The following is a 26,965-nucleotide window of genomic DNA, read 5'->3' as shown; positions in this document are numbered from 1 at the left end:
TCGGTCAGTTGCCGGACGGCTGAGCGGCGCGCGCGTGTGTGCGCAGGTGGTCGAATCGGCCGTCGCTCACGCGGAGCTCTCCGTCGCCGCCCCACGACACCGGGATCGGGTCGGAGAGGGCGCCGACGAACGCGCCGGAGGCGTCCCGGTGGTGGAAGGCGAAGAGGAACCACTCTCCCGAGCGACTCTCGACCAGGCGTCCCGCGTAGAGCGATTCATCCGTCAGCCGGACTGCTCGGTCGATCGGCAGTGCGGCGTCCTGATCGTCGATCGCGACGGCCCAGACGCCGCCGCCGCCGTCTACTCGGCGCGCGGCGCTCAGCTCGCTGGCCAGGCAGCTGAAGATCAGCACCTGGCGCCCCTCGATCGTCGCGATCTGAGGGACTTCGAGCTGCCCGAAGCCGGCGCCGGGCGAGGAGAGGGGCGGCTGGACCTCCCACGTGTCGAGGTTGTCCGAGGTGGCGTGTCCGATGACGCCGCGGTTGTCTGCGTCACCGGTGTCGGCGCGGGCCGTGATGAGCATGTGCCATCCGCCTCCGTCGGCGTCGCGGTACACCCAGGGGTCTCGCCACGCTTCGTCGAACCAGTCGCCGCTGCCGAACTTCTCGTACCAGCGCGGGTCGGCTTCGGTGACCGCGCCCTCGCGCTTGGTCCACGTGTAGAGGTCGGGCGACGTCGCCGCGCCGACGCGCTGCACGACACCGGTCTCGGAACGCGATGTGCCCGTGTAGAAGAGGCGCCACAGGCCGTCGTCGTCGCGAACGACCGAACCGGTCCAGGTGGTGTAGTCGTCGAAGGCGGGCTCGTCCGAGACGATGAGCGCGTCGGCGACCTCCCGCCAGGTGCGCAGGTCGTCCGAGATCGCGTGGCCGATCGTCACGTGGAAGTGCCGCCGGTCAGGGTTCCCGAGTGCGCGGGATGCCTTGAGATAGAAGACGTGGTAGTCGGTGCCGTCGTCTGCGAACCACATGTCCCAGGTCCAGACGTCGGGAAGAGTGAATGTCATCAGCCTTTTACTCCTGAGGATGCGATCGAGTTGATGAAGGATTTCTGGAATGCGATGAAGAGCACGACGACGGGGATCGTGATGAGCGATGAGTACGCCATCACCTGACCCCACGAGACGTTGAGCTGGAAGAAGTACTGGAGTCCGACCATTACCGGCCGCAGCTGCTCGCTCTGGACGACCATCAGGGGCCAGAGGTAGGAGTTCCAGGCCGGCAGGAATGTCAGGATCGCGACGGTTGCGATGGCGGGCCCGGAGAGCGGCATGACGATGCGGCGATAGATGCTGAACCAGCCCGCTCCATCCACCCGGGCCGCCTCGTCGAGCTCCTTCGGGATCGACGAGAAGTACTGGTAGAAGAGGTAGACCGAGAACGCGTTCGCGATGAACGGGACGATCTGCACCTGATAGGTGTTCAGCCATCCTGTCGTCAGCGCCAGGCTGAAGCCGTCGGCCTCGAGGGTCGGCAGCTGGTCGACCCACCACAGCAGCGGTAGGGCGAGCGTCTCGAACGGGACGATCAGCGTCGCGAGGATCAGGGTCAGCACCAGCCCGCGTCCGCGCCACCGGAGCCGGGCCAGCGCGAACGCGGCCATGCTGTTGATGACGATGCCGAGCACGACGGTGAGCACCGAGATGACGACGGAGTTCGCGAGGAACTGCCAGAACGGGACTCGGTCGAAGACGCCCTCGTAGTTGTCCAGGGTGACGTCTCCGACCGGAGCGAAGGCGCGCCACGACCCCAGATCGGCGAAGATCTGCAGGTCGGGCTTGAACGACGAGACGACCATGAAGACGATGGGCAGCGCGAAGAAGAGCACCAGGATGCTGCGCACCAGGGTGATTCCGACGGCGCGCCCGCGGCCCGGGCGTGCGGAGCGCCGCTCGGCGCGCGAGGTCCCGGGGAGGACGAGTCGTTGGGTGGCGGACATAGCGGTCAGCTCCTTTCGCGGGTGAGGTAGCGCTGGATGCCGGAGACGATCAGCACCATGACGAAGAAGACGAGCGAGATCGCTGACGCGAGCCCGGTCTGCAGCTGCTGATAGCCGGTGCGCACCGCCTGGTAGACGACCGTGGTCGTGCTGTCGAGGGGTCCGCCCTGGGTCATGACGGCGATCTGCGTGAAGAGGCTGAAGGCGGCGATCGTGATGGTGACGAGGATGAGTGTCGCCGTCTGCCTGAGCCCCGGCCATGTCACGTAGATGAACTGCTGCCACTTGGACGCGCCATCGATCTCGGAGGCCTCGTAGAGCTCGGCGGCGATCGTCTGCAGGCCTGCGAGCCAGATCACCATATGGAAGGCCACGCCCTGCCAGATCGACATGAACATGATGGCCGGCATCGCCCAGGCGGGGTCGTTCAGCCAGTCGATCGGGGTGTAGGCGCCGAACGTCACCGACGCGAGCACCTGATTGATCAGGCCGTCCTTCTCGAACATGAAGCGCCACAGAAGTGACACCACGACCATAGAGGTGACCACGGGGAGGAAATACACCGTGCGGAAGAAGTTGGTGCCGCGGACTTTGGCGTTCACGAGCAGCGCGAGGAGCAGGGCGAAGCCTGCCTGCACCGGGACGACGACGATCGCGAAGTAGAAGGTGTTGCGGACGGACGCCCAGAACACCGGGTCGGTGAAGAGATAGGCGAAGTTCTCGAGTCCGATGAACTGGCCGGGCCGCGGCGAGATGAGGCGCGTATCGGTGAAGGCGAGACCGAATGCCAAGAGGATCGGAATGATCAGGAAGACGAAGAAGAGCATGATCGCCGGGCTGATCATCCAGGCGGCAGCAGTGCGCTCACCGCGGAGGGAAGCGGATCGCCTGCGTCGTGCCGGCGGGTCCGGGGGGAGGTCGACCGCCTCTGCGCGGCCGGCGTCGAAAGTTCTGAAGGTCGTCATGATGCACTCCTGTGAGTCCGGAGGGTGCGGCGCACGGGCGCGCCGCACCCCCCGGATCAGTCACGTTCCCGGATCAGAACGTGTAGCCGCCGTTCTGCTGGATGTCGCGGTCGATGTCGGCGACCGCCTTGTCGAGGATCGACTGCGGGTCACCGGCGGCGAGGATGTCCTGGGTGGCCTTCTGGAACACCGACGAGATGTACGGGTAGGCCGCCGTCTCGGGCCGCACCACCGCGAACTGGTTGGCGAGCTCGAGGTAGATGCGGCTCTCGCCGCCCTCGGCGAATGCCGGGATCTCGGCGGCCGCATCGAGCGTCGCAGGGATCAGGCCGATCGCCTCGGCGTAGTCGACGAAGTACTTCGTGTCGTGGGCGAACTCGAGGTACGCACGAGCACCGTCCACCTCGTCGCAGCCGCTGGTGAGACCCCACTGCCACGAACCTGCGCCGATCGTCGGGCCGTTGCCGAAGTCCGGCGGCGGCAGGACGACCGCATCGTCGAAGGCGCCGCGGACCGTGGCATCCGCCCAGTTTCCGGTGTACAGGATGCCGCTCGTGCCGTTGACGAAGTCGGCGGTGGCGTCCTCACCCGAGGTCTGCGCCATGTAGCCGTCCTCGATGAGGCCGCGGAACCACTCCGCCCACTCGAGAGCCTCGGGTCCGTTCAGTGCGCCGTCCGCGGTCTCGAATGTCGAGCGGTCGATGAGGTCGCCGCCGAAGCTCTGCAGGAGGGGCGAGTAGGCGTAGGGGATCCACTCGCCTCCGCCACCGGTGCCGAAGTCGACCGCATAGTCGAACGTGCCGAGTGCGTCGATCTTGGCCAGGGCGTCGTTGAACTCGTCGCCCGTCCACGGGTCGTCGACGGTCGGGACGCGCACGCCGGCGGCGTCGAGGGTCGACTGCCGGCTGAACATCGCGAGCGCGACATCGAAGAAGCCGTACGAATAGACCTCGCCGTCGATCTTGCCGAGCGTGCCCGGGAGCTGGCCCTCGTAGGTGTCGTCGGGCAGTCCGAGAGGCTGGATGTATCCGGCCCACGCCCAGTTGGCCACGTTCGGGCCGTCGATGTCGACGATGCAGGGGAGGCTGTCGGATGTCGCGGCGGCGACCACCGCGTCGTTGTAGGCATCCTGCGGGAAGTCGGTGACCTTGACGACGTAGTCGTCCTGGCTCGCATTGAAGTCGTCGACGATGGTGTTGATGACTCCGAGCTCGGCTTCGTTGCCGCCGGCGTGGGTCCACAGATCGATGGTGGTCGCGCCATCGGGCGATTCGCCGGCGCCGCCGGCGGCGCAGCCTGCTGTTGCCACGACCGCGAGGGTCGTTAGGCTAGCCGCAACGATGCGGCCGATTGTTCGGGACACGGATTCTCCTGTTCGAGTGGTGATGTGTTCTTGCGGTTCATCGACGGATCAGGCGTTGCCGCGCCTGTCAGCCGGTTGGCGCCGCTCTCCCGGGCTCGAATCCTGGGAGGGTGGCGCTACCGAGTGCCTGTGGATGACCGGCCCTCGGAGTCTCGTGTGCGGTGCGGGGCCCGCCGGTGCCGACTCAGAGATGAGATCGAACAGCCGCTCGGTCGCCCAGGCCCCCATCTCGTAGTGAGGCAGCTCGATGGTCGTGAGGCTCGGCGCGATGCCGTCCGCGATGAAGTCCTGATTGTCGAAGCCGACGATCGAGACGTCCCTGGGGATGCGCACGCCCAGCTCGTACGCGGCGCGGTAGACCCCCATCGCGACGCGATCGTTGAAGCAGAAGATTCCAGTCGGGCGCTCATAACCGCCCAGCAGCCGGAGACCCGCGTGGTATCCGCCCTCGGCGCCGCTCTCGGCGGTGAGCACCATGACGTCGGCGTCGGCGGCTGCGGAAGCCTCGACGGCGCGCAGGAAGCCGCGCTCTCTGCCGACGGCCGCGGCGACAGGGTCTTCGTCGTTGATGAAGGCGATCCGACGATGTCCCGCGGTCAACAGGACAGCCGCGGCATCCTCTCCCCCGGCGAGCTCGTCCGGCGTCACCCACGGCACGCGCTCGTCGGCGCATGTCGCGTTGACGACCACGGTCGGAACCGCACGCAGCGCCGCGGGCAGCTCGACCTCGCGGTGGTACATCGAGGCGTACAGCACGCCGTCCACCTGGCGCCTCAGCAGCTCGTCGATCTCACGGGCCTCGACGTCGCGCCGATACCCGGTGTTGACGACGAACACGACGGAGTCCCGCCGCAGCGCGACATCCTGAGCTCCCAGGATGATCTTCCCGGCGAACGGCGTCGTGGCGATCTCGTCGCCGATGATGGCGATCGTGTTCGACCGCTGCGTCCGCAGCGAGCGAGCGAGCGCGTTCGGTGCGTAGCCGAGCTTGTCGGCCGCGGCGAAGACGCGCGCACGGGTGTCGGAGCTGATGCGCTTCCCGGGCACCTCGTTGAGGACGTGCGAGACCGTCGTGGTCGAGACCCCGACCGCCGCCGCGACATCCTTGATCGTCGCCCTGCCTCGCGCCATTGCTTGCCCAATCGTTTATCCAGCCCCTTCATGATGCAGGATAAACGATTGGGCGTCAAGTGTTCGTTGCGAAATCCTCGGAACGCACCGGGGGCGGCGGGAGACGAGCGCCGCGAATTCGGTGCGTCCGGGCGCGAGCGCGCGGCTCGCGGCCGTCACGCCAGGGCGAAGACTTCCACGGCACCTCCGTCGGCCCGGATGCTGAGAGGGGCGTCGCCGAGGCCCGTCGCCAGGCCGAGCAGTCCGCCGGCCGATGAGACCTCGGGAACGGGGCCATCCACCACGATCCGCACGTCTCCTTCGACGGGGGCCGTCGAAGCAGTCCCGCCTGGAGCAGTCTGCACGGTCACCGTCGACTGCTCCCACGTAGTCGAGATCTCAGTCGCACCCGGGCCGATCAGGAGCCGCCCGCCGTCCCCGCTCGACCAGACGATGTCGGCAGCCGTCGACTCGACCTCTCCGGCTGACATCGGGTCTCGGCGATGCGCGTCGAGATCGGGATGCACCGAGGCGACCAGTCGACCGCCCGCCACCGAGAGAAGGTAGGGCACGCTGTGCGCTCCGGCCCACCCGTCGTCGGGGTCCTGGATGCCCCGCATCCAGAAGAGCAGGCACGGGCGGCCTTCGGAGTCGATGAAGAGCGAGGGGGCGTAGAAGCTGTCCCCGTAGGTGAGCCGCCCCCACGTCTCGGCGTGGAACTCACCCTCGGAGTAGCTGCCGACGGCGTAGCCGGCGTAGTGCAGCGCGGCGTGGTCCCAGACGGATGAGACCATTACGGCGCGATCGCCGATGGTGAAGATCTGGGGGCACTCCAACAGCGCGCCCATCCAGACAGGGTCCGTCTCCCGCGTCGACCGCTGCAGCGCGATGCCGTCGTATCGCCAGTTCTGCAGGTCGTCGGACGCATACGACAGGGCCGCGGCCGTCCCATCCCTCAGCGCAGCGCCGAGGAACATGCGCCACCCTGGGCACGAGCCGAGCCTTCGAAGGCCACCGTGGCCCGCGATCCATTTCATTTCAAGGGCTCGCGGCATGCGCGATCAGCGGAGGGTGTGGGATTCGAACCCACGGGACATTGCTGCCCACTGGTTTTCAAGACCAGGTCCATCGGCCGCTCGGACAACCCTCCCGACGGCTGCCGAGGCATCCGTCGAACGGCGTCGAGTCTATCCGGTCGATCGGGGCCGACGATCGCGGCCGGGTCGCGCGGTGACAGCGGACTCCACGTGGTCGATCGCGCCCGACGCGCCGCGCTCGGCACGCAGCGTCTCGCCGAGCGAAGCCGCGCGCTCGCGCATCGCGCCGTCGCGCAGCATCCGTTCCAGGGCGGCGCTCAGCCGGTCGGCGTCCAGGCGCTTCCGCGGAAGCGGCGCCGGCGACGCGCCCAGCGCCTCGGCGCGCCGGCCCCAGAACAACTGGTCCGCGCCGAACGGGACGATCAGGGTGGGCACGCCGGCGGCGAGCGCGGCTCCGGTCGTCCCGGCGCCACCATGGTGGATGGTCGCGGCCATGCGCGGAAAGAGCCAGGAGTGCGGGACGGATGCCGCGACGTGCACCCTCTCGCTCGATTCCCCACCAGCGAGACCGCCCCAGCCTGTCAACAGGACGGCACGCACCCCGACCCGCTCGACCGCGTCGACGACGGCCTCGAAGAGCCGCGCCGAGTCGTCGGCGGTCATGCTGCCGAAGCCGAAGCTCACGATCGGGTCGGATGCCGAGACGAACTCGCGCAGATCGGACGGGACCGCCTCATCGCTCGGAGCGGCAAGCCGCCAGTACCCCGTCGCGATGCGCGTCGTGCGCGCGTCGGAGCGGACGGGGACGACGGCGGGGCTGAAGCCGTAGAGGATCGACGGGAGCGGAGCGCGGGACCGCCGCGGAAGCCCGAGAGCCTCGCGCGCGGCCTTCTCGGGTGCCCGCGTCAGCAGAGCGGTGCCGGCGCCGGTGAGCGCATGAGAGAGTCGGCGGCCGAGGGGCCCGAGGCGGTCGAGCTGCGGGGCGAGGGCGCCCGGGTACGACCAGCTCGGCGCCTCGAGAGGCTGCAGATGCGCGCGAAGCAGCGGCACTCCGAGCGCCTCGGCGACGGGGCCCGCCGTGGCGAGCCCGCCGATCCCGGCGACGAGGACGTCGGATCCGTCTGCGAGCTCCCGAACCTCCCTCGCCCAGACTCGGCTCAGCTCGGTGACGTGACGGCTCATCTGCCGCAGCGAGACCTGGTCGGACCGGGCGGCGATCGCCGCGCGGTCGACCCCGCGAAGTGGCGTATACCGCACCCCGGCCGCGGAGAACTCGCTCTCGTAGTCCTCCGGCGCGGCGGCGCGCACGGTGTGGCCGCGAGACACGGCCTCTCTGGCCAGAGCCAGGTACGGCTCGACGCCGCCTCGGGTGTCGTTGGCGACGAAGGTCACATCCACGCCGACGATTATGTGCAGTGACTGCAGATAAGTCGAGCCGAGCGGGCGGACTCCCGAGGTCGAGATGCGCACCCGCGCCCGTCACGCGAGCGAGTCGAGGATCTCCCGCAGCAGCCCGTCGGTCGTCAGAGGGGAGATGATCGCGACGCGCAGCACCGGCTCCCCCGCGTGCGAGCTCGGCACGACGAACGCCTTCTGCTCCCCGAGGAGGCCGTCGGACCACGCCTGGTAGTCACTCGCACTCCAGCCGTCGCGCCGGAACACCACGACGGACAGATCCGGCTCCCGCACGAGCGAGAGTCCGGGCCGACGCCGGATCTCCTCGGCGAGACGGCCGGCCTTGGCCACAGCATCCTCGATCGCCACGCGGTAGTGCTCGGTGCCGTGCACCGCGAGCGAGAACCACAGCGGCAGCCCGCGCGCCCGGCGGGTGAGCTGGATGCCGAGGTCGGACGGGTTCCAGTCGGCCGACTCGGTCAGCGTGTCGAGGTACTCGGCCTTCTGCGTGTGCGCGGCGAGCGCTGCCCCCGGTCGCCGGTAGATGAGGGCGCACGCGTCGAAGGGCGCGAAGAGCCATTTGTGCGGGTCGACGATGAGCGAGTCGGCTCGTTCCACCCCGGCGAAGAGGTGGCGCGTGCTGGGCGCGAGCATGGCGGCGAGCCCGTAGGCGCCGTCGACGTGCAGCCAGACGTCGGCGTCGGCCGCCGCCTGGGCGATCGCCGCGATGTCGTCGACGATCCCGAAGTTGGTCGTGCCCGCGGTCGCCACGATGGCGAAGACCGAATCGCGTCGCCCTTCGAGGGCCTCGGCCACGGCGATGCCGGTGAGGCGACCGCGTTCGTCGACGCGAGCCTTGACCACGTCGACATCCATCACCGCGGCCGCCGACGCGATCGAGGAGTGCGCCTCAGCGCTGCACACGACTGCCCACCGCTCCGGCATGGGCCGCCCCTCCGCGCGGTACCGGCGACGCGCGGCGTCCCGGGCGGTGACGAGGGCCGAGAGATTGCCCACCGTTCCGCCCTGCACGAACACGCCCCCGGCGCCCGGCGGCAGGCCGAACTCATCGGCGAGCCAGCGCAGGACCTCGTTCTCGGCGAAGACGGCGCCGGCACCCTCCATCCACGAGCCGCCATAGATCGCGGATGCCGACACCACGAGATCGAAGGCCAGTGCGGCCTTCGTCGGGGCCGAGGGGATGAACGAGAGGTACCCCGGATGGTCGGTGGACAGGCAGGAGGGTGCGAGCACGTGCTCGAACACGCCGAGCGCGCGCCGCGCGCCGATGCCGTCCCGACTGATCGACCGTCCGGCCAGCCGGGCGAGCTCGGAAGGAGCCATCGGCCGGTCGAGCGGGACCTCGGTGAACAGCGCGCGTCGTCGCGCGTAGTCGATCACCTCGTCGACAATCGCAGTCGTCGAGGGCGAGACGGCGTGCATCGCGGCCGCGGCCTGTCGTTCGGCCTCGGCGGGCGTTGCGGCCGCAGCGTGTCGCGCCGCCTCGGCGGGCGTCGCGGGGCGGTCGTCATCCGCCGCCTCCGGCTCGAAGGTGGCGGCAGCGACTGCCGTCGAAGAGATCGCCATGCCGATCCCCTTTCGTCTGCTTGTAACGTGCGTTAGATTTCTCGTACAGAGTAGTCATTCTGTACCTGCTGTTTCAAAGGAGAACACATGCGCCCCTCTGCCCTCCGCGCGAGCGCGATCGCCGTCACCGCGGCGCTCCTGCTCGCCCCCGCGGCATCCGCGACCGCCGCACCCCCCGCGGCCCCCGCGGCCAAGAAGACGAACCCGCACGCCGTGCTCATCGGTGGCAACCTCAAGGAGAACGCCGAGATCCTGCGTTCGATCGTGGACCTCGCCGACCCCGACGGCAGCGGGCCGCTGAAGGCGCGCATCGCGATCGTGACCGCCGCCGCGTCCGCCGCGCGCAACGCCATCGACGCCGGCGACCCGAGCAAGAACAACGCCGCGGCCAACGGCCTCTACTACTCCGCGCTCTTCCAGAGCTACGGCGCCGACACCTATGCGGTGCCCATCGACACGGGCGTCAACTTCCCCGGCGACACCTACACCCCCGCCAACGCCTTCGATGCGGGTGTCAGCGCCGAGATCGCGGCATCCACCGGCGTCTTCTTCGGCGGCGGCGACCAGATGCGCTATGTGCGCACCCTCTTCGAATGCGCGGACGCGGAGCTCGAGGCGTTCACGGACTGCAGCGACACACCCGCCATGGCCGCGATCCGCGAGGTCGCCTCACGCGGCGTCGTGTCGGGCGTCAGCGCCGGCCTCACCATCCAGCAGGGGCCCGACATGATCACCGGCGGCGAGTCATACGAGGCGTGGCGCGACGGCGCGACCCCCGGATACCTCGACGATGCCCGCGCGCTCGGGTATCTCCCGTACGGAGGGTTCGGGTTCGTCGGCGGCGTGCTCATCGACAGCCACTTCACGACGTGGGGCCGCGAGGGCCGGGCGGCCAAGCTCGCGCTCGAGACGGGGCATCCGTTCGTCCTCGGCATCGACGAGACGACCGCCGTCGTCCTGGACCGCGTCACCGGCAAGGGGCAGGTCATCGGCGAGCACGGTGCGTCGATCCTCGACGTCTCCCACGCGACGGCGACCGAGAACGGCGTCACGGGCGTGCGGTGGAGCTACGCCACGGCCGGCGACCGCATCACCCTCGGCGACGGGGTGGGCGTCCAGAGGGCGAAGGATGCCTCGCCCCTCAAGCCCCGCGGAGCCTCTGCGGCGCCCCGCGAGGACGTGTGGGACTCGCTTGACGGAGCGGGCGGCGTGTACACGCTGCGCGACCTCGCGCGGGAGGTCGTCGGCTCGTCGTCGCGCACCGGCTACGGGGTGAGCTTGGAGACCGGTCCGCAGTTCGCGACCACCCTCACGCGGGACGAGGCGACCGCGGCCTGGACGACCCGCGCGGGCGCGATCTCGTTCTCGAACCTGCGGATGGACATCTCGACCGTCGGCTGACCCCTCCGGTCCGACCAGCGCCCGGCCCCGCATCGCGGAGCCGGGCGCTGTCGTCGCTTCCCCGCCCCAGCACTCCCCCTCGTCCGCCTGGTCCGCTCCCATCCCCCCGCCTGGTCCGCTCTCATCCGCGAGTCGAGCCTCCGTGCACGCGTCGAGCCCCGGCGGGACTCGAGTTGACGACGAAGGCTCGACTCAGGGCCTCCGGGACTCGAGTCGACGTTCCACGCTCGGCTCAGGGCCTCCGGGACTCCCCTCGACGCCGGAGGCTCGACTCGACGCATCCAGGACTCGCCTCGACGCCGGAGGCTCAACTCGCCGCATCCAGCGATCGAGGCGGCGAGACATCCCTCCCGTCTCGGGACAGGCGATCGGATGAAGACAGGCGGATGCCGCGGCTCGGCGCCTGGTGCGATCGGATCGCCTGCGTCGGGCCGCCGCATCACCGCCGCACCCTGCGGTCAGTACAGGCCGAGGTCTCCGGCGACGCGGTCGGCGCGCGCCATCCGGTCGACCGCCGCATCGCCGAGGCGGTCGAAACAGCCGGCGACGACGGCTTCGATGAGCGCCATGACTGGCGTGAGCGCGTCGAACGGCGAGGGCGCTCCCGTCTCGCTCGAGAGCACGACGTCGGCCTCGGAGGAGATGGGCGAGAGCCAGCTGTCGGTGAAGAGGACGATGGAGGCGTGCCGCGCGCGGCCGACGCGCGCGAGGCGCTGCGTGTGGTCCTCGTAGCGGCGGTAGTCGAAGAGGATGAGCACGTCGCGGCGTCCGAGGTCTTCGACGAGCGCGGCCCGTGCCGACGGCTCTTCGGGGAGCATGCGCACGCGCGGTCGCAGCTGCTCGAGATGCAGCGCGAGGATCTGCCCGAGCAGGCCGCTGTAGCGCCCGCCCGCGATGAGGACCGAGCCGGATGCTGTGGAGATGAGCTCGACGCACCGGTCGAGGTCGTGGGTGCTGACCTCGTCGAACGTGCGCTGCAGCGTCGCGACCGAGATGGCGGCGGCGCGATCGCGCAGCGACTGCGTGGAGTCGTCGCGCGGCGGGCGGGTCTGATGGATGCGCAGGGGCGACGCCGACCGCTCGTCGAGGTCGCGCCGCAGGGCCTCCTGGAAGTCGGGGAAGCCCTTGTAGCCCAGTCGCTGCACGAACCGCAGGACGGTGGGGCCGCTGACGCCCGCGCGCTCCGCGAGGCGGGCGACGGTCTCGAAGCCGGCCGACGGGTAGGCGGCGAGGAGGACGCGCGCGACCCTCCGCTCGGCGGGCGAGCAGTCGCCCATGCCGCGGCGGATCGACTCCGCGATGCCGGCCTCGGCCATCTCGAGCACCTCCGACCTCGACAGTAGCGCGCTCACCCGGCGGCGATGCGCACGACCAGGCCCGCCAGCAGAGCCACCCGCTCAGGCACGCTGGCGAGGTCGAGCCACTCCGTCTCGGCGTGGTCGTCGCCGCCGATCGGACCCAGCCCGTCGAGCACGGGCACGCCGGTGGCGGCGACGAAGTTCGCGTCCGAGACGCCGCCGGTGGCGGCCCCCGCGACCGGGACGCCGAGCTCGGCGCCCACGGCGGCGGCTTTCGCGAAGAGGGCGTCGGTCGACCGGGGCTCGAGCGGCGGGCAGACGGCCATGCGCTCCGCGACGGCCGAGACGCCGTCGATGACGGTGGCGGCGGCGCGCGCCTCGATCGACGCGAGAGCCCAGTCCAGGTCGGCGAGCGTGGCCGCGCGCACCTCGCCGAACAACTGCGCCGACGCGGGCACGACGTTCGTCCGCTCCCCCGCGTTGACGACCCCGATGTTCACGGTGAGCCCGGGTCGCGCGCCGCTCAGACCCTGCACGTCCAGCAGCAGGTGCGCGGCCTCGACGGCGGCGTTTCGGCCCCGGTGCGGTTCGACGCCGGAGTGCGCGGCCCGACCGCGCACGTCGATGCGGATGTCGGCGACGCCCTTGCGCGCCGTCACGAGGTCGCCGTTCTCTCGCGCGCACTCGAGGCAGAGCGCCGCATCCATCCCCCGCGCGAGATCGGCGAGGATGGCCCCGGAAGCCGGTGAGCCGACCTCCTCGTCCGGGCTGAAGGCGATGACGATCTCGCCGAAGTCCGAGAACCCCGCCTCGACGAGCACGCGCACGGCGTGGAGCGCGGCGACCGCACCGCCCTTGTCGTCGCAGACGCCCGGGCCGAAGGCGCGACTCCCGTCCTCGCGGTACGGCCGTGCGGCGGCCGTACCGTCGGCGAAGACGGTGTCGAGGTGGGCGAACAGGAGGATGCGTCGGCTGCCGCGGCCCCGCAGGCGCCCGAGCACGACATCGCCGAAACGCTCCGAGCCGATCCGCGGGGTCGGGACTCGCTCGACCTCGCACCCCAGTGCGGTGAGGCGTTCGGTGCACCACCCGCCCGCGGCATCCACTCCCCGCGGGGAATGCGACCCCGAGTCGATCGAGACCAGCTCGGCGAGCTCGGCGCGGAAGGCCGGCAGGAGGGCCTCCGCGCGGGCACGCAGGGCCGCCGCCGTCGGTGCGACGACGGCGCCCGGCACGCCGGGCACTACAGCACCTTGGCGAGGAACGCCTGGGTGCGGGCCTCGCGGGGGTTGACGAGCACGTCGGAGGGCCGGCCCTGCTCGACGACCACGCCGCCGTCCATGAAGACCGCGACGTCGCCGACCTCGCGCGCGAAGCCGATCTCGTGGGTGACCACGATCATGGTCATGCCGGATGCCGCGAGGTCGCGCATGACGTCGAGGACGTCGCCGACGAGCTCGGGGTCCAGCGCCGACGTCGGCTCGTCGAAGAGCATGACCTCGGGGTCCATCGCGAGCGCCCGCGCGATCGCGATGCGCTGCTGCTGGCCGCCGGACAGGGCGCTCGGGTAGCTGGCCGCCTTGTCGGCGAGCCCGACGCGGTCGAGCAGCTGCATGGCGCGCTCCCGCGCAGCCGCGCGGGAGGTGCCGAGCACCTGGACCGGTGCCTCGATCACGTTCTCGAGGGCCGTCATGTGCGGGAACAGGTTGAACCGCTGGAAGACCATGCCCACGCCGCGGCGCTGACGCGCGACATCCTTCTCGCGCAGCTCGTAGAGCTTTCCATTGCGCTCTTCGTATCCGACCGTTCGGCCGGCGACGCGGATCATTCCGGCGTCGATCTTCTCGAGGTGGTTGATGCAGCGCAGGAACGTGGACTTGCCCGAGCCGGAGGGGCCGAGGAGGCACGCGACCTGGCCGCGCTCGACCTGCAGGGTGATGCCCTTGAGCACCTCGAGCGACCCGAAGCGCTTGTAGACGTCGCGGGCGTCGATGATGGCCGACGTCGCGGTGGGGGCGGCCCCGTCGGACAGGGCGGGTTCGGTGGGGAGCATGGTGGTCACTTCTTTCCGCCCTTCCAGCTGCGGAGCAGTCGGAGGGCGCCGTTCTCCCGCGCCCCGGCCACACCGCGCCCGAAGCGGCGCTCGAGCCATGCCTGGGGGACGGCGAGGATGCTGGTGAGCACGAGGTACCAGATCGCGGCGACGATGAGGAGGGGGATGATCTTGAAGTTCTGCGCGTAGGCGGCCTGCAGATTCGACATGAGGTCGCGGCCCGCGATGACCGAGACGAGCGCGGTCGTCTTCAGCATCGTGATGACCTCGTTGCCCATCGGCGGGACGATCACGCGCATGGCCTGCGGCAGGACGATACGGCGCATGGTCCGCCCGGGCGTCATGCCCAGGGAGTGCGCCGCCTCGGTCTGACCGTGGTCGACCGACACGATGCCTGCGCGGACGATCTCGGAGGCGTAGGCCATCTCGTTGAGACCGAGCGCGAGCAGCGCCGCGACGGTCGCCGGGATGAGGTCGCTCGTCGAGACCGACCAGAATTCGACGCTGGTGAACGGGATGCCGATCACGAGCTTGGGGAGGAAGGCGCCGATGAAGCCCCAGAAGATGAGCTGCAGCAGCACGGGCGTTCCGCGGAAGATCCAGACGAACAGCCCGCTCACGACCCGCATCACCGGGTTCGGCGACAGGCGCATGATCGCCACGACGACTCCGCCGCTGAGGCCGATCGCCATCGCCGCGATCGTCAGGTAGATGGTGGTCGCGAGGCCCTGCAGGGTGAGCGGCGCGAAGAGGTACTCGCCGACCGTCGGCCAGTCGATGTTGGGGTTCTGTGCGAACCCGAGGACAAGGGCGGCGGCGAGGAGTCCGACGACGATCCCCGACACCCACCGCCAGGGGTGGCGCAGGGGAACGGCGGTGATGGGTGCGGGTCGACGCTCGGACGAGGCGTCCGTGGAGGCGCCGGCGGCGAGCTGCGGCGACGATGCGGCCATGATGCTCCTCGGTGGGGCGGGCTGGATGCCCGCAGCGGAGATTATGCGACCCGGTGCGGCCGGCGGAGGGGTGCCGGCCGCACCGGGGTCCGGGGGGTTCCGGTCAGGACTTGGCGCCGTCGATCGTGGCCTCGTCGATGCCGATGCCGGCGACGCCGAACTCGTCGAGGATCTTGGTGTACGTCCCGTCGTCCATGAGCGACTGGAGTGCCGCCTGGATGGCCTTCGCGAACTCCTCGTTCTCCTTGAGCACGCCGATCCCGTTCAGGGTCGCGTCGTAGCCGTTGGGCGCGGTCTCGTCCTCGACGACCTCGAACGTCTTGCCGTCGTTCGTCGTCTTGGCGACGTAGCCGGCGCTCGGCTTCGTCAGCAGCGACGCGACGGCCTTGCCCGCCGTGATGGCGAGCTGGGCGTCGGAGTCGGACGGGAACTCGGCGAGCGCGATGGGCTCGAGGCCCTCGGCCTCGCACTCCGCCTGCCAGGACTCGTTCACGAGGTCGACCTGGCTCGTGGCGGACTGCACCGCCACGTTCTTGCCGCACAGGTCGAGGTAGGTTTCGATGCCGTCCGGGTTGCCCGCGCGGGTGAGGATGCCGGTGCCCGACGCGGAGTAGTCGACGAAGGTGAGCACGTCCATCCGCTCGACGCTCGAGGTCATCGCCGACATCGCGACCTCGAAGTTGCCGGCCTGAAGCGCGGGGATGATGCCGTCGAAGCCCTGCTGGGCGAAGTCGAAGTCGATCCCGAGCTTGGCGCCGATGGCCTGGCCGAGGAGGACATCGACGCCGGTGAGCTCTTCGGAGCCCTCCTCGACGAACATCTCGAACGGAGCGTACGGCGCGTCGGTGGCGACCTTGACGGCACCGGCGGAGGCGATGTCGTCGGGGAGGAGCGCGCGTGCGTCGTCGTCGACGGCGATGTCCATGCCGAGGATCTGGGTCGACTCTGCCGCGGCGTCGCCGGATGCCGGCTCGCTTCCGGATGCTGCGGCACAGCCGGCGACGAGGATCCCGGTCGCGGCGAGGGCGGCCGTCGCGAGGCCCGCGCGGCGCAGTCGGGGGGTGAGGTGTTCCATCCGTGGACCTTTCTCGTGTGCGCTCGCCTCTGAGCGCCGAGAACAGCTTGTAACAAACGTTACGGTTTGTCCAGTTTGAAATCGATTCGTAACAAACTTTCCGAGGCGGGGCCCTCGCGAGACGCGGTGCCGTGCGCGATCAGAGGCCGCGCAGGACCCTGGCGACGCCACCGGCCTCGACGGAGTGGGTCACCTCGGTCGCGGCATCCCGAACCTCTTGCGGCCCCTGACCCATCGCCACAGCGCGGCCGCCGTTCTCACGCGCCCACTCGAACATGCCGACGTCGTTGCGCCCGTCGCCGATCACGAGCACGTGGGCCGGATCGAAGCCCGTCCACTCGCGCACCCGCTCGAGCGCCGTCGACTTGTCGACGCCTTTCGGCGCGACATCGAGCCAGGCCGTCCAGCCGACCGCGTACGAGACCTGATTGAGACCGATGCGGGCGACGAGGTCGACGAAGTCCTGCTCGCTCTGCCCCGGCGAGACGACGACGACGCGGCAGACGGGCTGGGCCGTGAGCTCGTCGAACGACACGCGCCGTGCATCGACGAGATTCCAGTCGTCGAGGTACTCGGTGTAGAGCCGGTGCCCGTCGGGGAGCTCCACCATGTACCGCGCGTCGGGCAGGTGCTCGCGCAGCAGCGACAGCACCTCGGTGGCATCGAACGTCTCGATGTGGAACCGCTCGTAGTCGCCCTCGTCGCCGTCGAGGCGCCGCATCACCACGGCGCCGTTCGAGCAGACCACGAACTCGGGCGCGATGCCCAGAGCGACGAGGATGCCGCGTGTGCCCTCCCAGGAGCGTCCGGTCGCGAGCATGACCTCATGCCCGGTGCGCTGGGCGTGCGCGACCGCGTCGGCGACCCCCGGCGAGAGCGTCTCGTCGGCGAGCAGGATCGTGCCGTCGATGTCGAGCACGATGAGAAGGCGCTCGGTCGCGACATCCGGATTCTCGGTGTCGCGCGCGATCTCCTCGACGAGCTTGGCCGCCTTCTTCGGCTTGACGACCTTGATCGATCCCGTCGGGGGCAGATGTTCCGTGCTCATGAGATCGTCCCCTTCGCGCGCTGCGCGCTGACGCGCGCCGGACGCGTACCGCGCGTCATGCCGTCGGCTCCATGACCTCGAGGCCGCCGAGGTAGGGACGCAGGACCTCGGGCACCGCCACCGAGCCGTCGGCGCGCTGATGCGTCTCGAGGATCGCGACGATCCACCTCGTGGTGGCGAGGGTTCCGTTGAGCGTGGCGACGTTGGTCGTCTTCGCGCTCGCCTTGCCGTCGGCCGACTGCGGTCGGTAGCGGATGTCGAGGCGTCGCGCCTGATACGTCGTGCAGTTGCTCGTGCTCGTCAGCTCGCGGTACGCGTTCTGCGTCGGCACCCACGCCTCGACGTCGAACTTGCGGGCCGCGCTCGACCCGAGGTCGCCGGCGGCGACGTCGATGACGCGGTACGCCAGGCCGAGGTCCTTGAGCATCCCCTCCTGCATGGCCACGAGGCGATCATGCTCGGCCTCGGCGTCATCCGGTGTCGTGTAGATGAACATCTCGAGCTTGTTGAACTGGTGCACGCGGATGATGCCGCGCGTGTCCTTGCCGTACGAGCCCGCCTCCCGGCGGTAGCACGTCGACCATCCTGCGTACCGCTTGGGGCCGCGCGAGAAGTCGAGGATCTCGTCCATGTGGTAGCCGGCGAGCGGAACCTCGCTCGTTCCGACGAGATACAGGTCGTCCTCCTCGAGGTGGTACACCTCGTCGGAGTGCTGGCCGAGGAAGCCCGTCCCCCGCATCACCTCGGGACGCACGAGCGTGGGCGGCACGATCGGGGTGAACTCCGCCTGCAGCGCGCGGTCGAGGGCGAGGGTCATGAGCGCGAGCTCGAGGCGTGCGCCGATGCCCGTGAGGAAGTAGAAGCGGCTGCCCGAGACCTTCGTGCCCCGCTCCATGTCGATCGCCCCGATCAGCTCGCCGAGCTCGAGGTGGTCGCGCGGCTCGAAGTCGAACCGCGCGGGCTCGCCGTGGGTGCGCAGCGTGATGAAGTCGTCCTCGCCCCCGGCAGGGACGCCGTCGATGATGACGTTCTCGAGCTTCGCGAAGGCGGCGTCGGCCGCCTCCTCCGCCGCGGTGACGGCGTGCTGGGCCCGCTTGACCCGCTCGCTGAGCTCCTTCGCCTCGGCGACCAGAGCCGCCTTCTCGTCCTTCGGCGCCTGTGCCACGCGCTTGCCGTGCGCGTTCTGCGTCGCGCGAAGCTCTTCGAAGGCCGTGATGGCGGCGCGGCGGTCGTGGTCGGCGGCGAGCGCCTCGTCGACCGTGTCGGGCGACTCCCCCCGGGCCTCCTGCGAGCGCTTGACCAGCTCGGGATTCTCGCGGAGAAGAACGGGATCGATCATCCGTCAAGTCTAGAGTCGGCCGGGGAGCGTGCCGCCGGACCGGCGTCAGGGACGCCTTCCTCTTCGGGTCGGTGCCCGGGTACGCCCTACTTCGGGTCGGTGCCCGGGTACGCCCTACTTCAGGTCGGTGCCCGGATGCGCCCTACTTCAGGTCGGTGCCCGGATGCGCGCTACTTCAGGTCGGTGCCCGGATATGCGGCTTCGACGAGGGCGACAGCATCCTGCTCCCGCTCCTCCAGCGCCGCGCGCTTGACTGCCGTCGCCTCCTCGGCGGTGTCGAGCGAAGGACCGCGCGCGGCGAGCTCGGCGGCTGCGGCATCCAGCTCCCGCCGCCACTGGGCGAGCGACTGCTCCCACCCGAGGGTCGTCGAGGAGCCGTCGGGAGCGGTCCGCGTCACCGTCCACTGCGCGCGCTCCTGCTGCGGAAGGGCTTCGAAGCGAGCGAGCTCCTCTTCGTACGCGGCGAGGTCGGCCCGGTGGGATGCAAGGTCGGATTCGAAGGTCGCACGCGCATCGCGGCCCGCCTGCTCCTCCGCCGCGAGCGCCGCCCAGTCGGTGTCGAGCTCGCCGATGACCGTGTGGACGACGGCATCTGTCTGGCGGAACACGGCCACGAGCGCGGCCCGGTCGACGAAGTAGCGCGCGTAGAGCTTCTCGAGCTCGGGCGCGAACCCGCCCTCGAGCTCGATCTGCGACCCCAGGTACGCGAATCGCTCGGTGCCGACCGACGAGTCGTGCGATCCCACCGACGAGTCGATCTGCCGTCGCACGGGATCGTCGACCGGCACGCGGGCGAGTTCGAGCTCCATCAGCGCGTCGATCCGGCTCTGCTCGGAGGCGGGAAGGGCGTCGTAGACGGCGTGGAGCAGCTCGTGAGCCGCGGTCGTCACGACCATGCCGGCGAGGCGCTCGTCGCGCGGGTTGTAGAGGACGATGTGGCGCCCCGCGAACGAGCGGACGTAGCAGCCGAGCGGCGTCGTCTCCCCATCCGGCGCGGATCCGGGCGCAACCCGCTCCGCGCCGCCGCAGGCCTCGGCGACCGCCTCCGCGTCGGCGAGCTCGGGACGGAGGGAATAGAGGAGATCCCGACCCGTGTCGGTCAGCTGCACGCGATCGGCGAGCGCGACGACCTCGGCCGTGGGCGCGGTGCGGGCCCACGGCATGCCGCCGGACTGCTCCATGGCCCACAGCCCTCCGGCGACGGCCAGCGCCAGGCCGACGAGCACGATGACGAGCGCGCGACCGCCGCCGCGTCGGCGCGGGGGCCGGAGGGGAACCGGTTCGTACCCGTGCCATCCCTGCCCCGTCGGCGGCTCGAACAGCGTCACGGCGGGGAGTGTACTGCGCCGGGATGGGATCCCGGCGGGAGACCGGCTCGCGCGGCTTGTCAAGATGGGCGCACAACCACGTGCGACGGATGCCGCGCCCCTATGGTGGTACGCATGGCAGCGGGTTCCGGATCGGGCGAAGACACCTCTCGGCCTGAGGATCCGCCCCACCCCTCGGACGCGATCTACGCCGACGGGCCGGAGACGGGAGAGATCCGGGTCTCGGCGGACCAGATCCGCGCGGAGGCCGAGGATCTCGCCGATGACACGCTGCAGGAGGTCGCCGCGAAGGCCGCGAGCCGCGACGACCGTCCGGAGAAGGGTGACGACGGCGGCTCCGAGAAGCCCGGCGAGGGTGACGACGGCGGCTCCGACAAGCCCGGCGAGGCGGACGGGGATCCAGACGAGGCCGACGACGACTCCGAGGACGGCGATCATGACGAGGACGGCGGCGAGCCCGAGGACGGCGATGACCCGGGCGAGCCCGGGGCGCCGGCATCCTCCCGCGCGGACGCCGACGGGGAGCCCGATCCGGTCGCGGCGGCCAAGCCCGACGACGTCATCCGCGAGCCCGGCGACATCTCGCCCGACACCGCCGAAGGCGAGACGGGCGAGGCGCGTCGGGTCGGCGCCGAGGGCGAGACCCGTCCCATGGAGGGCGGCGCGGAGCGACCGAACCCGAAGCTGGCTCTCGTGTACAACCCCATCAAGGTGGACGCCGACGCTCTGCGCGGATCGGTCGAGCGGCTGTCCGCCGAGGCGGGCTGGGAGGAGCCCCTCTTCTACGAGACGACGGTCGACGACCTCGGCGACGACGTCACGCGTCAGGCGCTCGAGGTCGGCGTGAACGCCGTGCTCGTGGCGGGAGGCGACGGCACGGTGCGCGCCGTGTCGGAGGCGATGGCGGGAAGCGGCGTGCCGCTCACGATCGTTCCGAGCGGCACGGGGAACCTCCTCGCGCGCAATCTGCGGCTGCCGCTGGACGACCCGGAGACGATGATCCGAGCGACGTTCGAGGGCGACAGCATCGGCGTCGACATCGGGTTCGCGGCGCTGCGCCGCCCGACGGGCAAGACCGAGGAGCACGCCTTCGTCGTGATGGGGGGCATGGGGCTCGACGCCGCCATGATCGCCAACACCAGCCCGCAGCTGAAGAAGTCGGTGGGCTGGGTCGCCTACGTCGACGGGGCCGCGCGGTCGCTGGCGGGGGCGAAGCCCTTCCGGATCATGTACCAGATCTCGGGCCATCGCCTTCACTCCGCCCGCGTGCAGAGCGTCCTGTTCGCCAACTGCGGCTCGCTGCCGGCGGGGCTCGAGCTCATTCCCGAGGCATCCGTCACCGACGGGTCGATGGACATCGTCGTGTTCCAGCCGAAGGGCCCGCTCGGCTGGATCTTCGTCTGGCGCCGCGTCGCGTGGGACAACAGCTTCCTCCGCAAGTTCCGGGCCGGGCGCCGGGTGCTCGCCCTGCGCACCCGCGACAATGCCGTGCGCTACGCCCGGGGCGCGGAGCTGGAGGTCGGTGCGACCGAGCCGCAGTTCGTGCAGCTGGACGGCGACGAGTTCGGAGAGGCCGTGAGCGTCCGCGCTCGCGTGGTGCCCGGCGGCCTCGAGATCACCGTGCCCGAGGGCCACGACGTCAGCGGCCTCTGACCGGGCCGCCGCATAACCCCGTCGTCCGGCTGCCGCGCGGCGCCTGGCGGCGGCGTGTCGCCGACGGCAGCGACGGACGGAAGGAGTTCTGCAGGGGCGCGAACCGAGACCCCACACGCAGCACCCGCTGTCAAGCCCGCCTCACGCCTCGCAGCCGCGGTTAGCATCCGACCATGCCTTCGCCCTCGGTCGTGTGGTTCCGCGACGACCTCCGCCTCGCCGACAACCCCGCCCTCCGTGCCGCCGTCGACCGCGACGAGCCCGTCATCGGCCTGTACGTGCTCGACGAGGAGTCTCCCGGCATCCGCCCCCTCGGCGGCGCCGCGCGGTGGTGGCTGCACGGATCCCTCGCCTCGCTGCGCGACCGCCTCGCCGAGCGGGGCGGTGTGCTGGTGCTGCGACGGGGCCCGGCCGAAGAGGCGGTCCGGGAGGTGGTCACGGATGCCGGGGCCGGCGCCGTCTTCTGGAACCGGCGCTACGGGGGCGAGGAGCGCGAGATCGACACCGCCCTCAAGTCGTCACTGCGCGACGAGGGAGTCGTGGTCGACTCGTTCGCGGCATCCGTCCTGTTCGAGCCCTGGACCGTGCGCACGGGAGCCGGCACGCACTTCTCCGTCTTCTCCCCGTTCTGGCGCGCGTGCCTCGCGCTCCCCTCCCCTCGCGCACCGCTCCCCGAGCCGCGCTCGATCCCGGGCCCCCGCCGTGCCCCCCGCTCAGACGACCTCGACGACTGGGGGCTGCTGCCCCGGCATCCGGACTGGGCGGCCGGCCTGCGTGAGAGGTGGGAGCCGGGCGAGCCCGCGGCCCGGAGTCGGCTTCGGGAGTTCCTCCACGACGACCTGAAGGGGTACGCCAAAGCTCGGAACGAGCCCGCCGCCGACTCCACCTCGCTCCTGTCGCCGCGCCTTCGGTGGGGCGAGCTGAGCCCCTACCAGGTGTGGCACGAGGTCGCCAAGGCAGGCGGGGAGGGGGGCAGGTTCCTCTCCGAGCTCGGCTGGCGCGAGTTCGCGTGGCACACGCTCTTCCACGTGCCCGACCTCGCGACCGAGAACCTGCGCCGCGAGTTCGACGCGTTCCCCTGGCCGCCGCTGGATCATTCTCAACTCGAGAGGTGGCAGCAGGGCCGGACGGGGGTTCCGCTCGTGGATGCCGGAATGCGCGAGCTCTGGCACACCGGCTACATGCACAACCGCGTCCGCATGGTCGCGGCATCCTTCCTCATCAAGAACCTGCTCATCGACTGGCGCCTCGGCGAGCAGTGGTTCTGGGACACCCTCGTCGACGCCGACGGCGCGAACAACCCGTTCAACTGGCAGTGGGTCGCCGGATCCGGAGCGGACGCCGCCCCCTACTTCCGGATCTTCAATCCGGAGCTGCAGGCCGGCAAGTTCGATCCGCAGGGCCTCTACATCCGCCGGTGGGCGCCGGAGTACGCCGACGCCGACCCGCCGCAGCCGGTCGTCGACCTCAAGGACACGCGCAAGGCGGCGCTGGCCGCGTACGAGCACGTCAAGCGCGCCGCCCGCGCCTGATCGGCGCCGTATCTCAGACCCGCTCGGCGAAGGGGTTCGGAATCGCGTCGAGCAGCAGGCGGGTGTACTCCTCCTTCGGGCGCAGGACGACCTCCTGGGTCTCGCCGTCCTCGACGATCCGTCCCCGGTGCATCACCATCGTGCGGTCGGCGAGGAGTCGCGCGCTGAGGAGATCGTGGGTGATGTACAGCATCGCCATGTCGTGACGACGCACCATGTCGGCCAGGAGCTCGAGGATCTCCGCCCGGATCGAGACATCGAGCATCGAGATGGGCTCGTCGGCGATGAGCACGCGGGGCTCCGGCGCCATCGCGCGAGCGATCACCACCCGCTGCCGCTGGCCTCCGGAGAGCTGATGAGGCAGCTTGTCGAGGTAGGACTCGCCCGGGCTCAGCCCCACGGATTCGAGGAGCTCGGCACTGCGCTGCGCGACAGCGCGTCCGCGCAGTCCGAGGTGATTGCGCAGAGGACGCGAGAGCGCATGGCCGATGGTCGTGGTGGGGTTCAGCGCGGAGAACGGATCCTGGAAGACCATCTGCACATCGGCGCGATGGCGGGCGAGCGCCCGACCGCGCAGGCGTGTGGCATCCTTCCCGCCGACCGTGATCGTGCCGGAGGTGCAGTGCTCGGTGCCGGTGATCATCTTGGCGATCGTGGACTTGCCCGATCCCGACTGTCCGACCAGCGCACGCACCTGGCCGGGGATGAGGGCGAAGGAGGCGTCCTGCACGGCCTCGACGGGCACGCGACGCATCCCTTCGCGACGATGGTAGGTCTTGCTCACCGAGTCGAGGACGACGATGGGCGAGGCATCCTCGACCGGCCGCCGCTCATCCGACCACGCCGTCAATCGCGAGAACGACACCTCGGCCGCTCGGCCGGGTTCGGTCGTGTCCTCATCGAAGAGGTGACAGCGGACAATCTCCCCGGCGTCGGCATCCGAGCCCACCGGGGTGACGGGGGGATCGACCGAACGGCAGATGTCCATCGCGGACGGGCAGCGGGCCGCGAACGGGCAGCCCGCCGACAGCAGGGTGAGCGCAGGCGGACGGCCCGCGATGTACGCCACGGAGACCTGCTCGGCGCGCGGATCGTCGAACGAGCCGAGAAGCCCCCGCGTGTAGGGATGGAGAGGGTCCTTCGCGATGTCGAGCGCCGCGCGCTGCTCGACGATCTCCCCCGCGTACATCACGAGCACGCGGTCGGAGAGCTCGAGCACCGTGCCGAGGTCGTGGCTGATGAAGAGGACGGAGAACCCCTGCTCCGCCTGGAGCGAGCGGAGGACGTTCACGATCTGACGCTGCACGATGACGTCCAGGCCCGTCGTGGGCTCGTCGAGCACGACGAGCCTCGGCCGGAGCACGAGGGCCAGCGCCAGCGCGACGCGCTGCCGCATCCCGCCGGACAGCTCGTGCGGGTACGCCCGCATCACCCGCTCGGGATCGAGGTCGACCGATCGGAGCACGTCGGCGATCCGGTCATGCCGGTCGCCCTCGGTCGCATCGTCCCAGTCGTGCGCGCGCATGACGTCCTCGAACTGCGCGACGACCCGCAGGACCGGGTTGAGCGAGTTCATCGACGACTGGAAGACGGTCGACAGCTCTCTCCAGCGCAGCTTGGCCAGATCGTTCTCCGCAAGACCGTAGAGGGAGCGGCCCCCGAAGACCACCTCTCCGCCGGCGTGCCGGGCGGGTTTGTCGAGCAGACGCAGGATGGCGTTGCCGAGTGTCGACTTGCCGCACCCGGACTCGCCGAGGAGTCCGACGAACTCCCCGTCGCCGATGTCGAACGACACGTCGCGCACCGCGTGGGCGGCGGGACCGGACGACGAGGTGTAGTCGACGCTCAATCCGCGCACCTGCAGCACGGGAGGCCGCTCTCCGGCCGGGATGGAGGCCGGCTCCGCGGAGGCGGCCTCGGTGATGATGGTCTCGACGGACATCAGGACTCCCTGAGGTGAGGATTGCTCAGCGCATCGACGCCGAAGTTGATGAAGGTGAGCGCGGTGATGAGACCGGCCAGGAGAAGACCCGGAACGACCAGCCGGAGGATGCCGCCGGACAGGAGGGCGCCGTCGCTGCTGGCCGCGTTCAGCATCTGACCCCACGACACCGCGTCGAGGTTCCCGATGCCGAGGAAGCTCAGTCCCGCCTCCGCCGCCACGGCGCCGCTGACGGCGCCGATGAAGCCGAACACGATGAGCGAGGTCATGTTGGGGGCGATCTCGCGGAAGATGATGCGCATCGTCCCGTCCCCCGCCATCCGAGCCGCCTCGATGTAGTCCCGGTTGCGCAGCGTGAGGATCTGCGCCCGTTTGAGACGCGCCGAGCCGGCCCACCCCGTCACGGCGATGACGAAGATGACCATGAAGGTCCCGCCTTGCCCGTAGGAGGTGAGCGCCAGCATGAGCGGCAGCGCGGGGACGATGAGCGCGATGTTCGTGATGAACATGAGCACCTCATCCGTGAACCCGCCGAGATACCCGGCGGTCATCCCGACGATGAGCGCGATCGCCGTCGCGGCCAGGCCCGCGAGCAGACCCACGGTCAGCGACGTGCGTGCGCCCCAGATGGCCTGGCTGAGCACGTCCTGACCCTGCCCCGTCGTGCCGAGCCAGTGGGCCGGCGAGGGCGGGAGGCCGGAGTCGAACTCGCGGCTCGTGGGGTCGTACGGAGCCAGCACGGGCGCGAACACCGCCATGACGGCGAACACGGCCAGAAGGATGAGCCCGAACCGGGCCTTCTTGTTCTGCCACAGCACTCCCCACCACTGGGGGGCCCGTAGGGGTCGGCGCAGGCCGACGCCGGCGAGGGTCGCGGTCGAGGTGCTCTGGGGATCTGCGACGGCCATCATGAGGCCTCCTTCCGGCGGGCGCGAGGATCGAGGATGCCGTACAGCATGTCGGCCAGCAGGTTCGCGACCAGGACGCCGATGGCGATGAAGAGGAACACCGCCTGGGAGAGGGCGTAGTCGTGGTTGCCCACCGCATCGAAGAGCAGGCGGCCCATTCCGGGGTACTGGAAGATCTGCTCGACCAGGACGGTTCCGCCGATCATCGCGCCGAGGGCCATGGCCAGGCCGGTGACGTTGGGGAGGATCGCCACGCGGGCTCCGTAGTGGATCGCGAGGGTACGGCCGCTGAGTCCCTTGGCGCGACCGAACCGCGAGTGGTCTTCCCCGAGGGACTGCACCATGTTGTTGCGCATGCCGAGCATCCAGCCGATGGGTCCGGTGATGAGCAGAGCCAGCGCAGGAAGGGCGAAGTGGTGGGCCGCGTCGCCGATGAATTCAGGCGTGAATCCCGGCTCGAAGAAGCCCGAGTAGCCGCCGGAGGCGGGGAACCAGCCGAGCGTGTAGGACAGGCCCCAGATCAGCAGCAGTGCGATCCAGAAGAACGGGAGGGTTCCGATGAAGCTCGCGCCCACCGTCATCACCGTGTCGAAGGTCGTCCCCCGACGCCAGGCCACCCAGGTGCCGAAGAGGGTCCCGATGATGAACGAGAGGATCAGCGTGACGCCGACCAGCACGATCGTCCACCACATCGCCTCCCCGATCATGTGCGTGACCGTGTAGGGGAAGTAGCTCATGGAGACCCCGAAGTCACCCCGCACGGTGTTGCCGAGGTACTGCACGTACTGTTCCCAGATCGGGATGTCGGGGGCGCCGATCATGGCTCGGATCGCGTCGATCTGGGCCGGAGTGACCTGTTCCCCCTTTCCCGCGATCTTCTGGGCCATGACGGCTGCGGGGTCGCCGCCGGAGATCCGGGGGATGAAGAAGTTGAGGGTGACTGCTCCCCAGAGTGTGAGGAGGAAGAACCCGATTCGGCGTAGGAAGTACATCGTCGTCTCCTCTCCGGCACGCACCGCCGCAGCGCGTGCCCGGGAGCG

At 70.2% G+C, this 26,965-nt stretch carries 22 protein-coding genes and 1 tRNA gene; 3 read left to right on the top strand and 20 right to left on the bottom strand.

Features of this window, described 5'->3' with window-relative positions; all coding sequences use genetic code 11:
- Window positions 1-4: 4 nt before the first annotated feature.
- The 9 genes from EV279_RS04850 to EV279_RS04810 all read right to left on the bottom strand — a co-directional run bounded on the left by EV279_RS04850 (window position 5) and on the right by EV279_RS04810 (window position 9,251).
- Window positions 5-1,006 carry a glycosyl hydrolase family 32 gene (locus EV279_RS04850; RefSeq protein WP_133541758.1) on the bottom strand — a complete coding sequence of 334 codons (1,002 nt, stop codon included), beginning with the start codon at window positions 1,004-1,006 and terminating at the stop codon, window positions 5-7.
- Window positions 1,006-1,797 (bottom strand): carbohydrate ABC transporter permease, encoded by a 792-nt coding sequence (locus EV279_RS04845; RefSeq protein ID WP_243728597.1) that lies wholly within the window; start codon window positions 1,795-1,797, stop codon window positions 1,006-1,008. Before EV279_RS04845 ends, EV279_RS04850 begins: the two co-directional genes overlap by 1 nt.
- A gap of 146 nt (window positions 1,798-1,943) precedes the next feature.
- A complete protein-coding gene (locus EV279_RS04840) occupies window positions 1,944-2,783 on the bottom strand; it encodes a sugar ABC transporter permease (RefSeq protein ID WP_208109546.1) in 840 nt (279 codons plus the stop codon).
- Window positions 2,784-2,976: 193 nt separating this feature from the next.
- Entirely contained in the window at window positions 2,977-4,212 is a 1,236-nt protein-coding gene (locus EV279_RS04835; RefSeq protein ID WP_243728441.1) for an extracellular solute-binding protein, read from the bottom strand.
- 102 nt (window positions 4,213-4,314) lie between these two features.
- Window positions 4,315-5,397: a LacI family DNA-binding transcriptional regulator gene (locus EV279_RS04830; RefSeq protein WP_133541754.1), complete on the bottom strand. Its 1,083-nt coding sequence runs from the start codon at window positions 5,395-5,397 to the stop codon at window positions 4,315-4,317.
- A 155-nt stretch (window positions 5,398-5,552) separates the two neighbouring features.
- Window positions 5,553-6,353, bottom strand: a complete 801-nt coding sequence (locus EV279_RS04825; protein WP_166644443.1) for a glycoside hydrolase family 32 protein — start codon at window positions 6,351-6,353, stop codon at window positions 5,553-5,555.
- A gap of 88 nt (window positions 6,354-6,441) precedes the next feature.
- Window positions 6,442-6,526: transfer RNA gene (locus EV279_RS04820), tRNA-Ser, on the bottom strand.
- Window positions 6,527-6,563: 37 nt separating this feature from the next.
- On the bottom strand, window positions 6,564-7,811 hold the full coding sequence (locus EV279_RS04815; protein ID WP_133541752.1) for a glycosyltransferase: 1,248 nt from the start codon (window positions 7,809-7,811) through the stop codon (window positions 6,564-6,566).
- Between the two features lie 81 nt (window positions 7,812-7,892).
- Window positions 7,893-9,251: an aminotransferase class V-fold PLP-dependent enzyme gene (locus tag EV279_RS04810; RefSeq protein ID WP_133544620.1), complete on the bottom strand. Its 1,359-nt coding sequence runs from the start codon at window positions 9,249-9,251 to the stop codon at window positions 7,893-7,895.
- Between the two features lie 231 nt (window positions 9,252-9,482).
- Here EV279_RS04810 and EV279_RS04805 point away from each other — a divergent pair, with 231 nt between their 5' ends.
- Entirely contained in the window at window positions 9,483-10,796 is a 1,314-nt protein-coding gene (locus tag EV279_RS04805) for a hypothetical protein (RefSeq protein ID WP_133541751.1), read from the top strand.
- Window positions 10,797-11,254: 458 nt separating this feature from the next.
- Here the strand turns inward: EV279_RS04805 and EV279_RS04800 are convergent, their stop codons facing one another.
- The 8 genes from EV279_RS04800 to EV279_RS04765 all read right to left on the bottom strand — a co-directional run bounded on the left by EV279_RS04800 (window position 11,255) and on the right by EV279_RS04765 (window position 19,890).
- Complete coding sequence (locus EV279_RS04800) at window positions 11,255-12,112, bottom strand: MurR/RpiR family transcriptional regulator (protein ID WP_133544618.1); 858 nt, start codon at window positions 12,110-12,112, stop codon at window positions 11,255-11,257.
- Window positions 12,113-12,144: 32 nt separating this feature from the next.
- Window positions 12,145-13,338, bottom strand: a complete 1,194-nt coding sequence (locus EV279_RS04795; protein WP_208109469.1) for a M20 family metallopeptidase — start codon at window positions 13,336-13,338, stop codon at window positions 12,145-12,147.
- On the bottom strand, window positions 13,338-14,147 hold the full coding sequence (locus tag EV279_RS04790; RefSeq protein WP_133541750.1) for an amino acid ABC transporter ATP-binding protein: 810 nt from the start codon (window positions 14,145-14,147) through the stop codon (window positions 13,338-13,340). Before EV279_RS04790 ends, EV279_RS04795 begins: the two co-directional genes overlap by 1 nt.
- 5 nt (window positions 14,148-14,152) lie before the next feature.
- A complete protein-coding gene (locus tag EV279_RS04785; protein ID WP_133541749.1) occupies window positions 14,153-15,100 on the bottom strand; it encodes an amino acid ABC transporter permease in 948 nt (315 codons plus the stop codon).
- Window positions 15,101-15,203: 103 nt separating this feature from the next.
- On the bottom strand, window positions 15,204-16,175 hold the full coding sequence (locus EV279_RS04780) for an ABC transporter substrate-binding protein (protein ID WP_133541748.1): 972 nt from the start codon (window positions 16,173-16,175) through the stop codon (window positions 15,204-15,206).
- A 139-nt stretch (window positions 16,176-16,314) separates the two neighbouring features.
- The gene (locus EV279_RS04775) at window positions 16,315-17,223 is read right to left on the bottom strand and encodes an HAD family hydrolase (protein WP_133541747.1); all 909 of its coding nucleotides are present in this window, start codon (window positions 17,221-17,223) and stop codon (window positions 16,315-16,317) included.
- Between the two features lie 55 nt (window positions 17,224-17,278).
- Entirely contained in the window at window positions 17,279-18,562 is a 1,284-nt protein-coding gene (gene serS, locus EV279_RS04770; RefSeq protein ID WP_133541746.1) for a serine--tRNA ligase, read from the bottom strand.
- Between the two features lie 170 nt (window positions 18,563-18,732).
- The gene (locus EV279_RS04765; RefSeq protein WP_133541745.1) at window positions 18,733-19,890 is read right to left on the bottom strand and encodes a hypothetical protein; all 1,158 of its coding nucleotides are present in this window, start codon (window positions 19,888-19,890) and stop codon (window positions 18,733-18,735) included.
- Window positions 19,891-20,004: 114 nt separating this feature from the next.
- On the opposite strand from EV279_RS04765, the gene EV279_RS04760 reads away from it, so the two are divergent.
- Together EV279_RS04760 and EV279_RS04755 are read left to right on the top strand one after the other, a co-directional pair.
- Window positions 20,005-21,543 (top strand): diacylglycerol kinase family protein, encoded by a 1,539-nt coding sequence (locus tag EV279_RS04760; protein WP_208109468.1) that lies wholly within the window; start codon window positions 20,005-20,007, stop codon window positions 21,541-21,543.
- Between the two features lie 173 nt (window positions 21,544-21,716).
- Window positions 21,717-23,075, top strand: coding sequence for a deoxyribodipyrimidine photo-lyase (locus EV279_RS04755; protein ID WP_133541744.1), 1,359 nt, complete (start codon window positions 21,717-21,719; stop codon window positions 23,073-23,075).
- 13 nt (window positions 23,076-23,088) lie between these two features.
- On the opposite strand, the gene EV279_RS04750 is transcribed toward EV279_RS04755, so the two are convergent.
- From EV279_RS04750 to EV279_RS04740, 3 genes are read right to left on the bottom strand one after another with little or no spacing between them, the layout of a single operon-like run.
- Entirely contained in the window at window positions 23,089-25,017 is a 1,929-nt protein-coding gene (locus tag EV279_RS04750) for an ABC transporter ATP-binding protein (protein ID WP_133541743.1), read from the bottom strand.
- On the bottom strand, window positions 25,017-25,928 hold the full coding sequence (locus tag EV279_RS04745) for an ABC transporter permease (protein ID WP_133541742.1): 912 nt from the start codon (window positions 25,926-25,928) through the stop codon (window positions 25,017-25,019). The genes EV279_RS04750 and EV279_RS04745 overlap by 1 nt, the downstream gene beginning before the upstream one ends.
- Entirely contained in the window at window positions 25,925-26,917 is a 993-nt protein-coding gene (locus EV279_RS04740; RefSeq protein WP_133541741.1) for an ABC transporter permease, read from the bottom strand. Before EV279_RS04740 ends, EV279_RS04745 begins: the two co-directional genes overlap by 4 nt.
- Window positions 26,918-26,965 lie beyond the last annotated feature (48 nt).

It is taken from the genome of Microbacterium sp. BK668, from assembly GCF_004362195.1.
Classification (GTDB): Bacteria; Actinomycetota; Actinomycetes; order Actinomycetales; family Microbacteriaceae; genus Microbacterium.
The sequence above is the reverse complement of the archived record's forward strand: the minus strand, read 5'-3'. Positions and strand labels throughout refer to the sequence as shown.

Coding starts and splice junctions, on each gene's coding strand:
- EV279_RS04850 (WP_133541758.1), bottom strand. CDS start 1,006: ATGACATTCACTCTTCCCGACGTCTGGACCTGGGACATGTGGTTCGCA.
- EV279_RS04845 (WP_243728597.1), bottom strand. CDS start 1,797: ATGGTCGTCTCGTCGTTCAAGCCCGACCTGCAGATCTTCGCCGATCTG.
- EV279_RS04840 (WP_208109546.1), bottom strand. CDS start 2,783: ATGATCAGCCCGGCGATCATGCTCTTCTTCGTCTTCCTGATCATTCCG.
- EV279_RS04830 (WP_133541754.1), bottom strand. CDS start 5,397: ATGGCGCGAGGCAGGGCGACGATCAAGGATGTCGCGGCGGCGGTCGGG.
- EV279_RS04825 (WP_166644443.1), bottom strand. CDS start 6,353: ATGTTCCTCGGCGCTGCGCTGAGGGATGGGACGGCCGCGGCCCTGTCG.
- EV279_RS04810 (WP_133544620.1), bottom strand. CDS start 9,251: ATGCACGCCGTCTCGCCCTCGACGACTGCGATTGTCGACGAGGTGATC.
- EV279_RS04805 (WP_133541751.1), top strand. CDS start 9,483: ATGCGCCCCTCTGCCCTCCGCGCGAGCGCGATCGCCGTCACCGCGGCG.
- EV279_RS04800 (WP_133544618.1), bottom strand. CDS start 12,112: ATGGCCGAGGCCGGCATCGCGGAGTCGATCCGCCGCGGCATGGGCGAC.
- EV279_RS04790 (WP_133541750.1), bottom strand. CDS start 14,147: ATGCTCCCCACCGAACCCGCCCTGTCCGACGGGGCCGCCCCCACCGCG.
- EV279_RS04785 (WP_133541749.1), bottom strand. CDS start 15,100: ATGGCCGCATCGTCGCCGCAGCTCGCCGCCGGCGCCTCCACGGACGCC.
- EV279_RS04780 (WP_133541748.1), bottom strand. CDS start 16,175: ATGGAACACCTCACCCCCCGACTGCGCCGCGCGGGCCTCGCGACGGCC.
- EV279_RS04775 (WP_133541747.1), bottom strand. CDS start 17,223: ATGAGCACGGAACATCTGCCCCCGACGGGATCGATCAAGGTCGTCAAG.
- serS (WP_133541746.1), bottom strand. CDS start 18,562: ATGATCGATCCCGTTCTTCTCCGCGAGAATCCCGAGCTGGTCAAGCGC.
- EV279_RS04760 (WP_208109468.1), top strand. CDS start 20,005: ATGGCAGCGGGTTCCGGATCGGGCGAAGACACCTCTCGGCCTGAGGAT.
- EV279_RS04755 (WP_133541744.1), top strand. CDS start 21,717: ATGCCTTCGCCCTCGGTCGTGTGGTTCCGCGACGACCTCCGCCTCGCC.
- EV279_RS04750 (WP_133541743.1), bottom strand. CDS start 25,017: ATGTCCGTCGAGACCATCATCACCGAGGCCGCCTCCGCGGAGCCGGCC.
- EV279_RS04745 (WP_133541742.1), bottom strand. CDS start 25,928: ATGATGGCCGTCGCAGATCCCCAGAGCACCTCGACCGCGACCCTCGCC.
- EV279_RS04740 (WP_133541741.1), bottom strand. CDS start 26,917: ATGTACTTCCTACGCCGAATCGGGTTCTTCCTCCTCACACTCTGGGGA.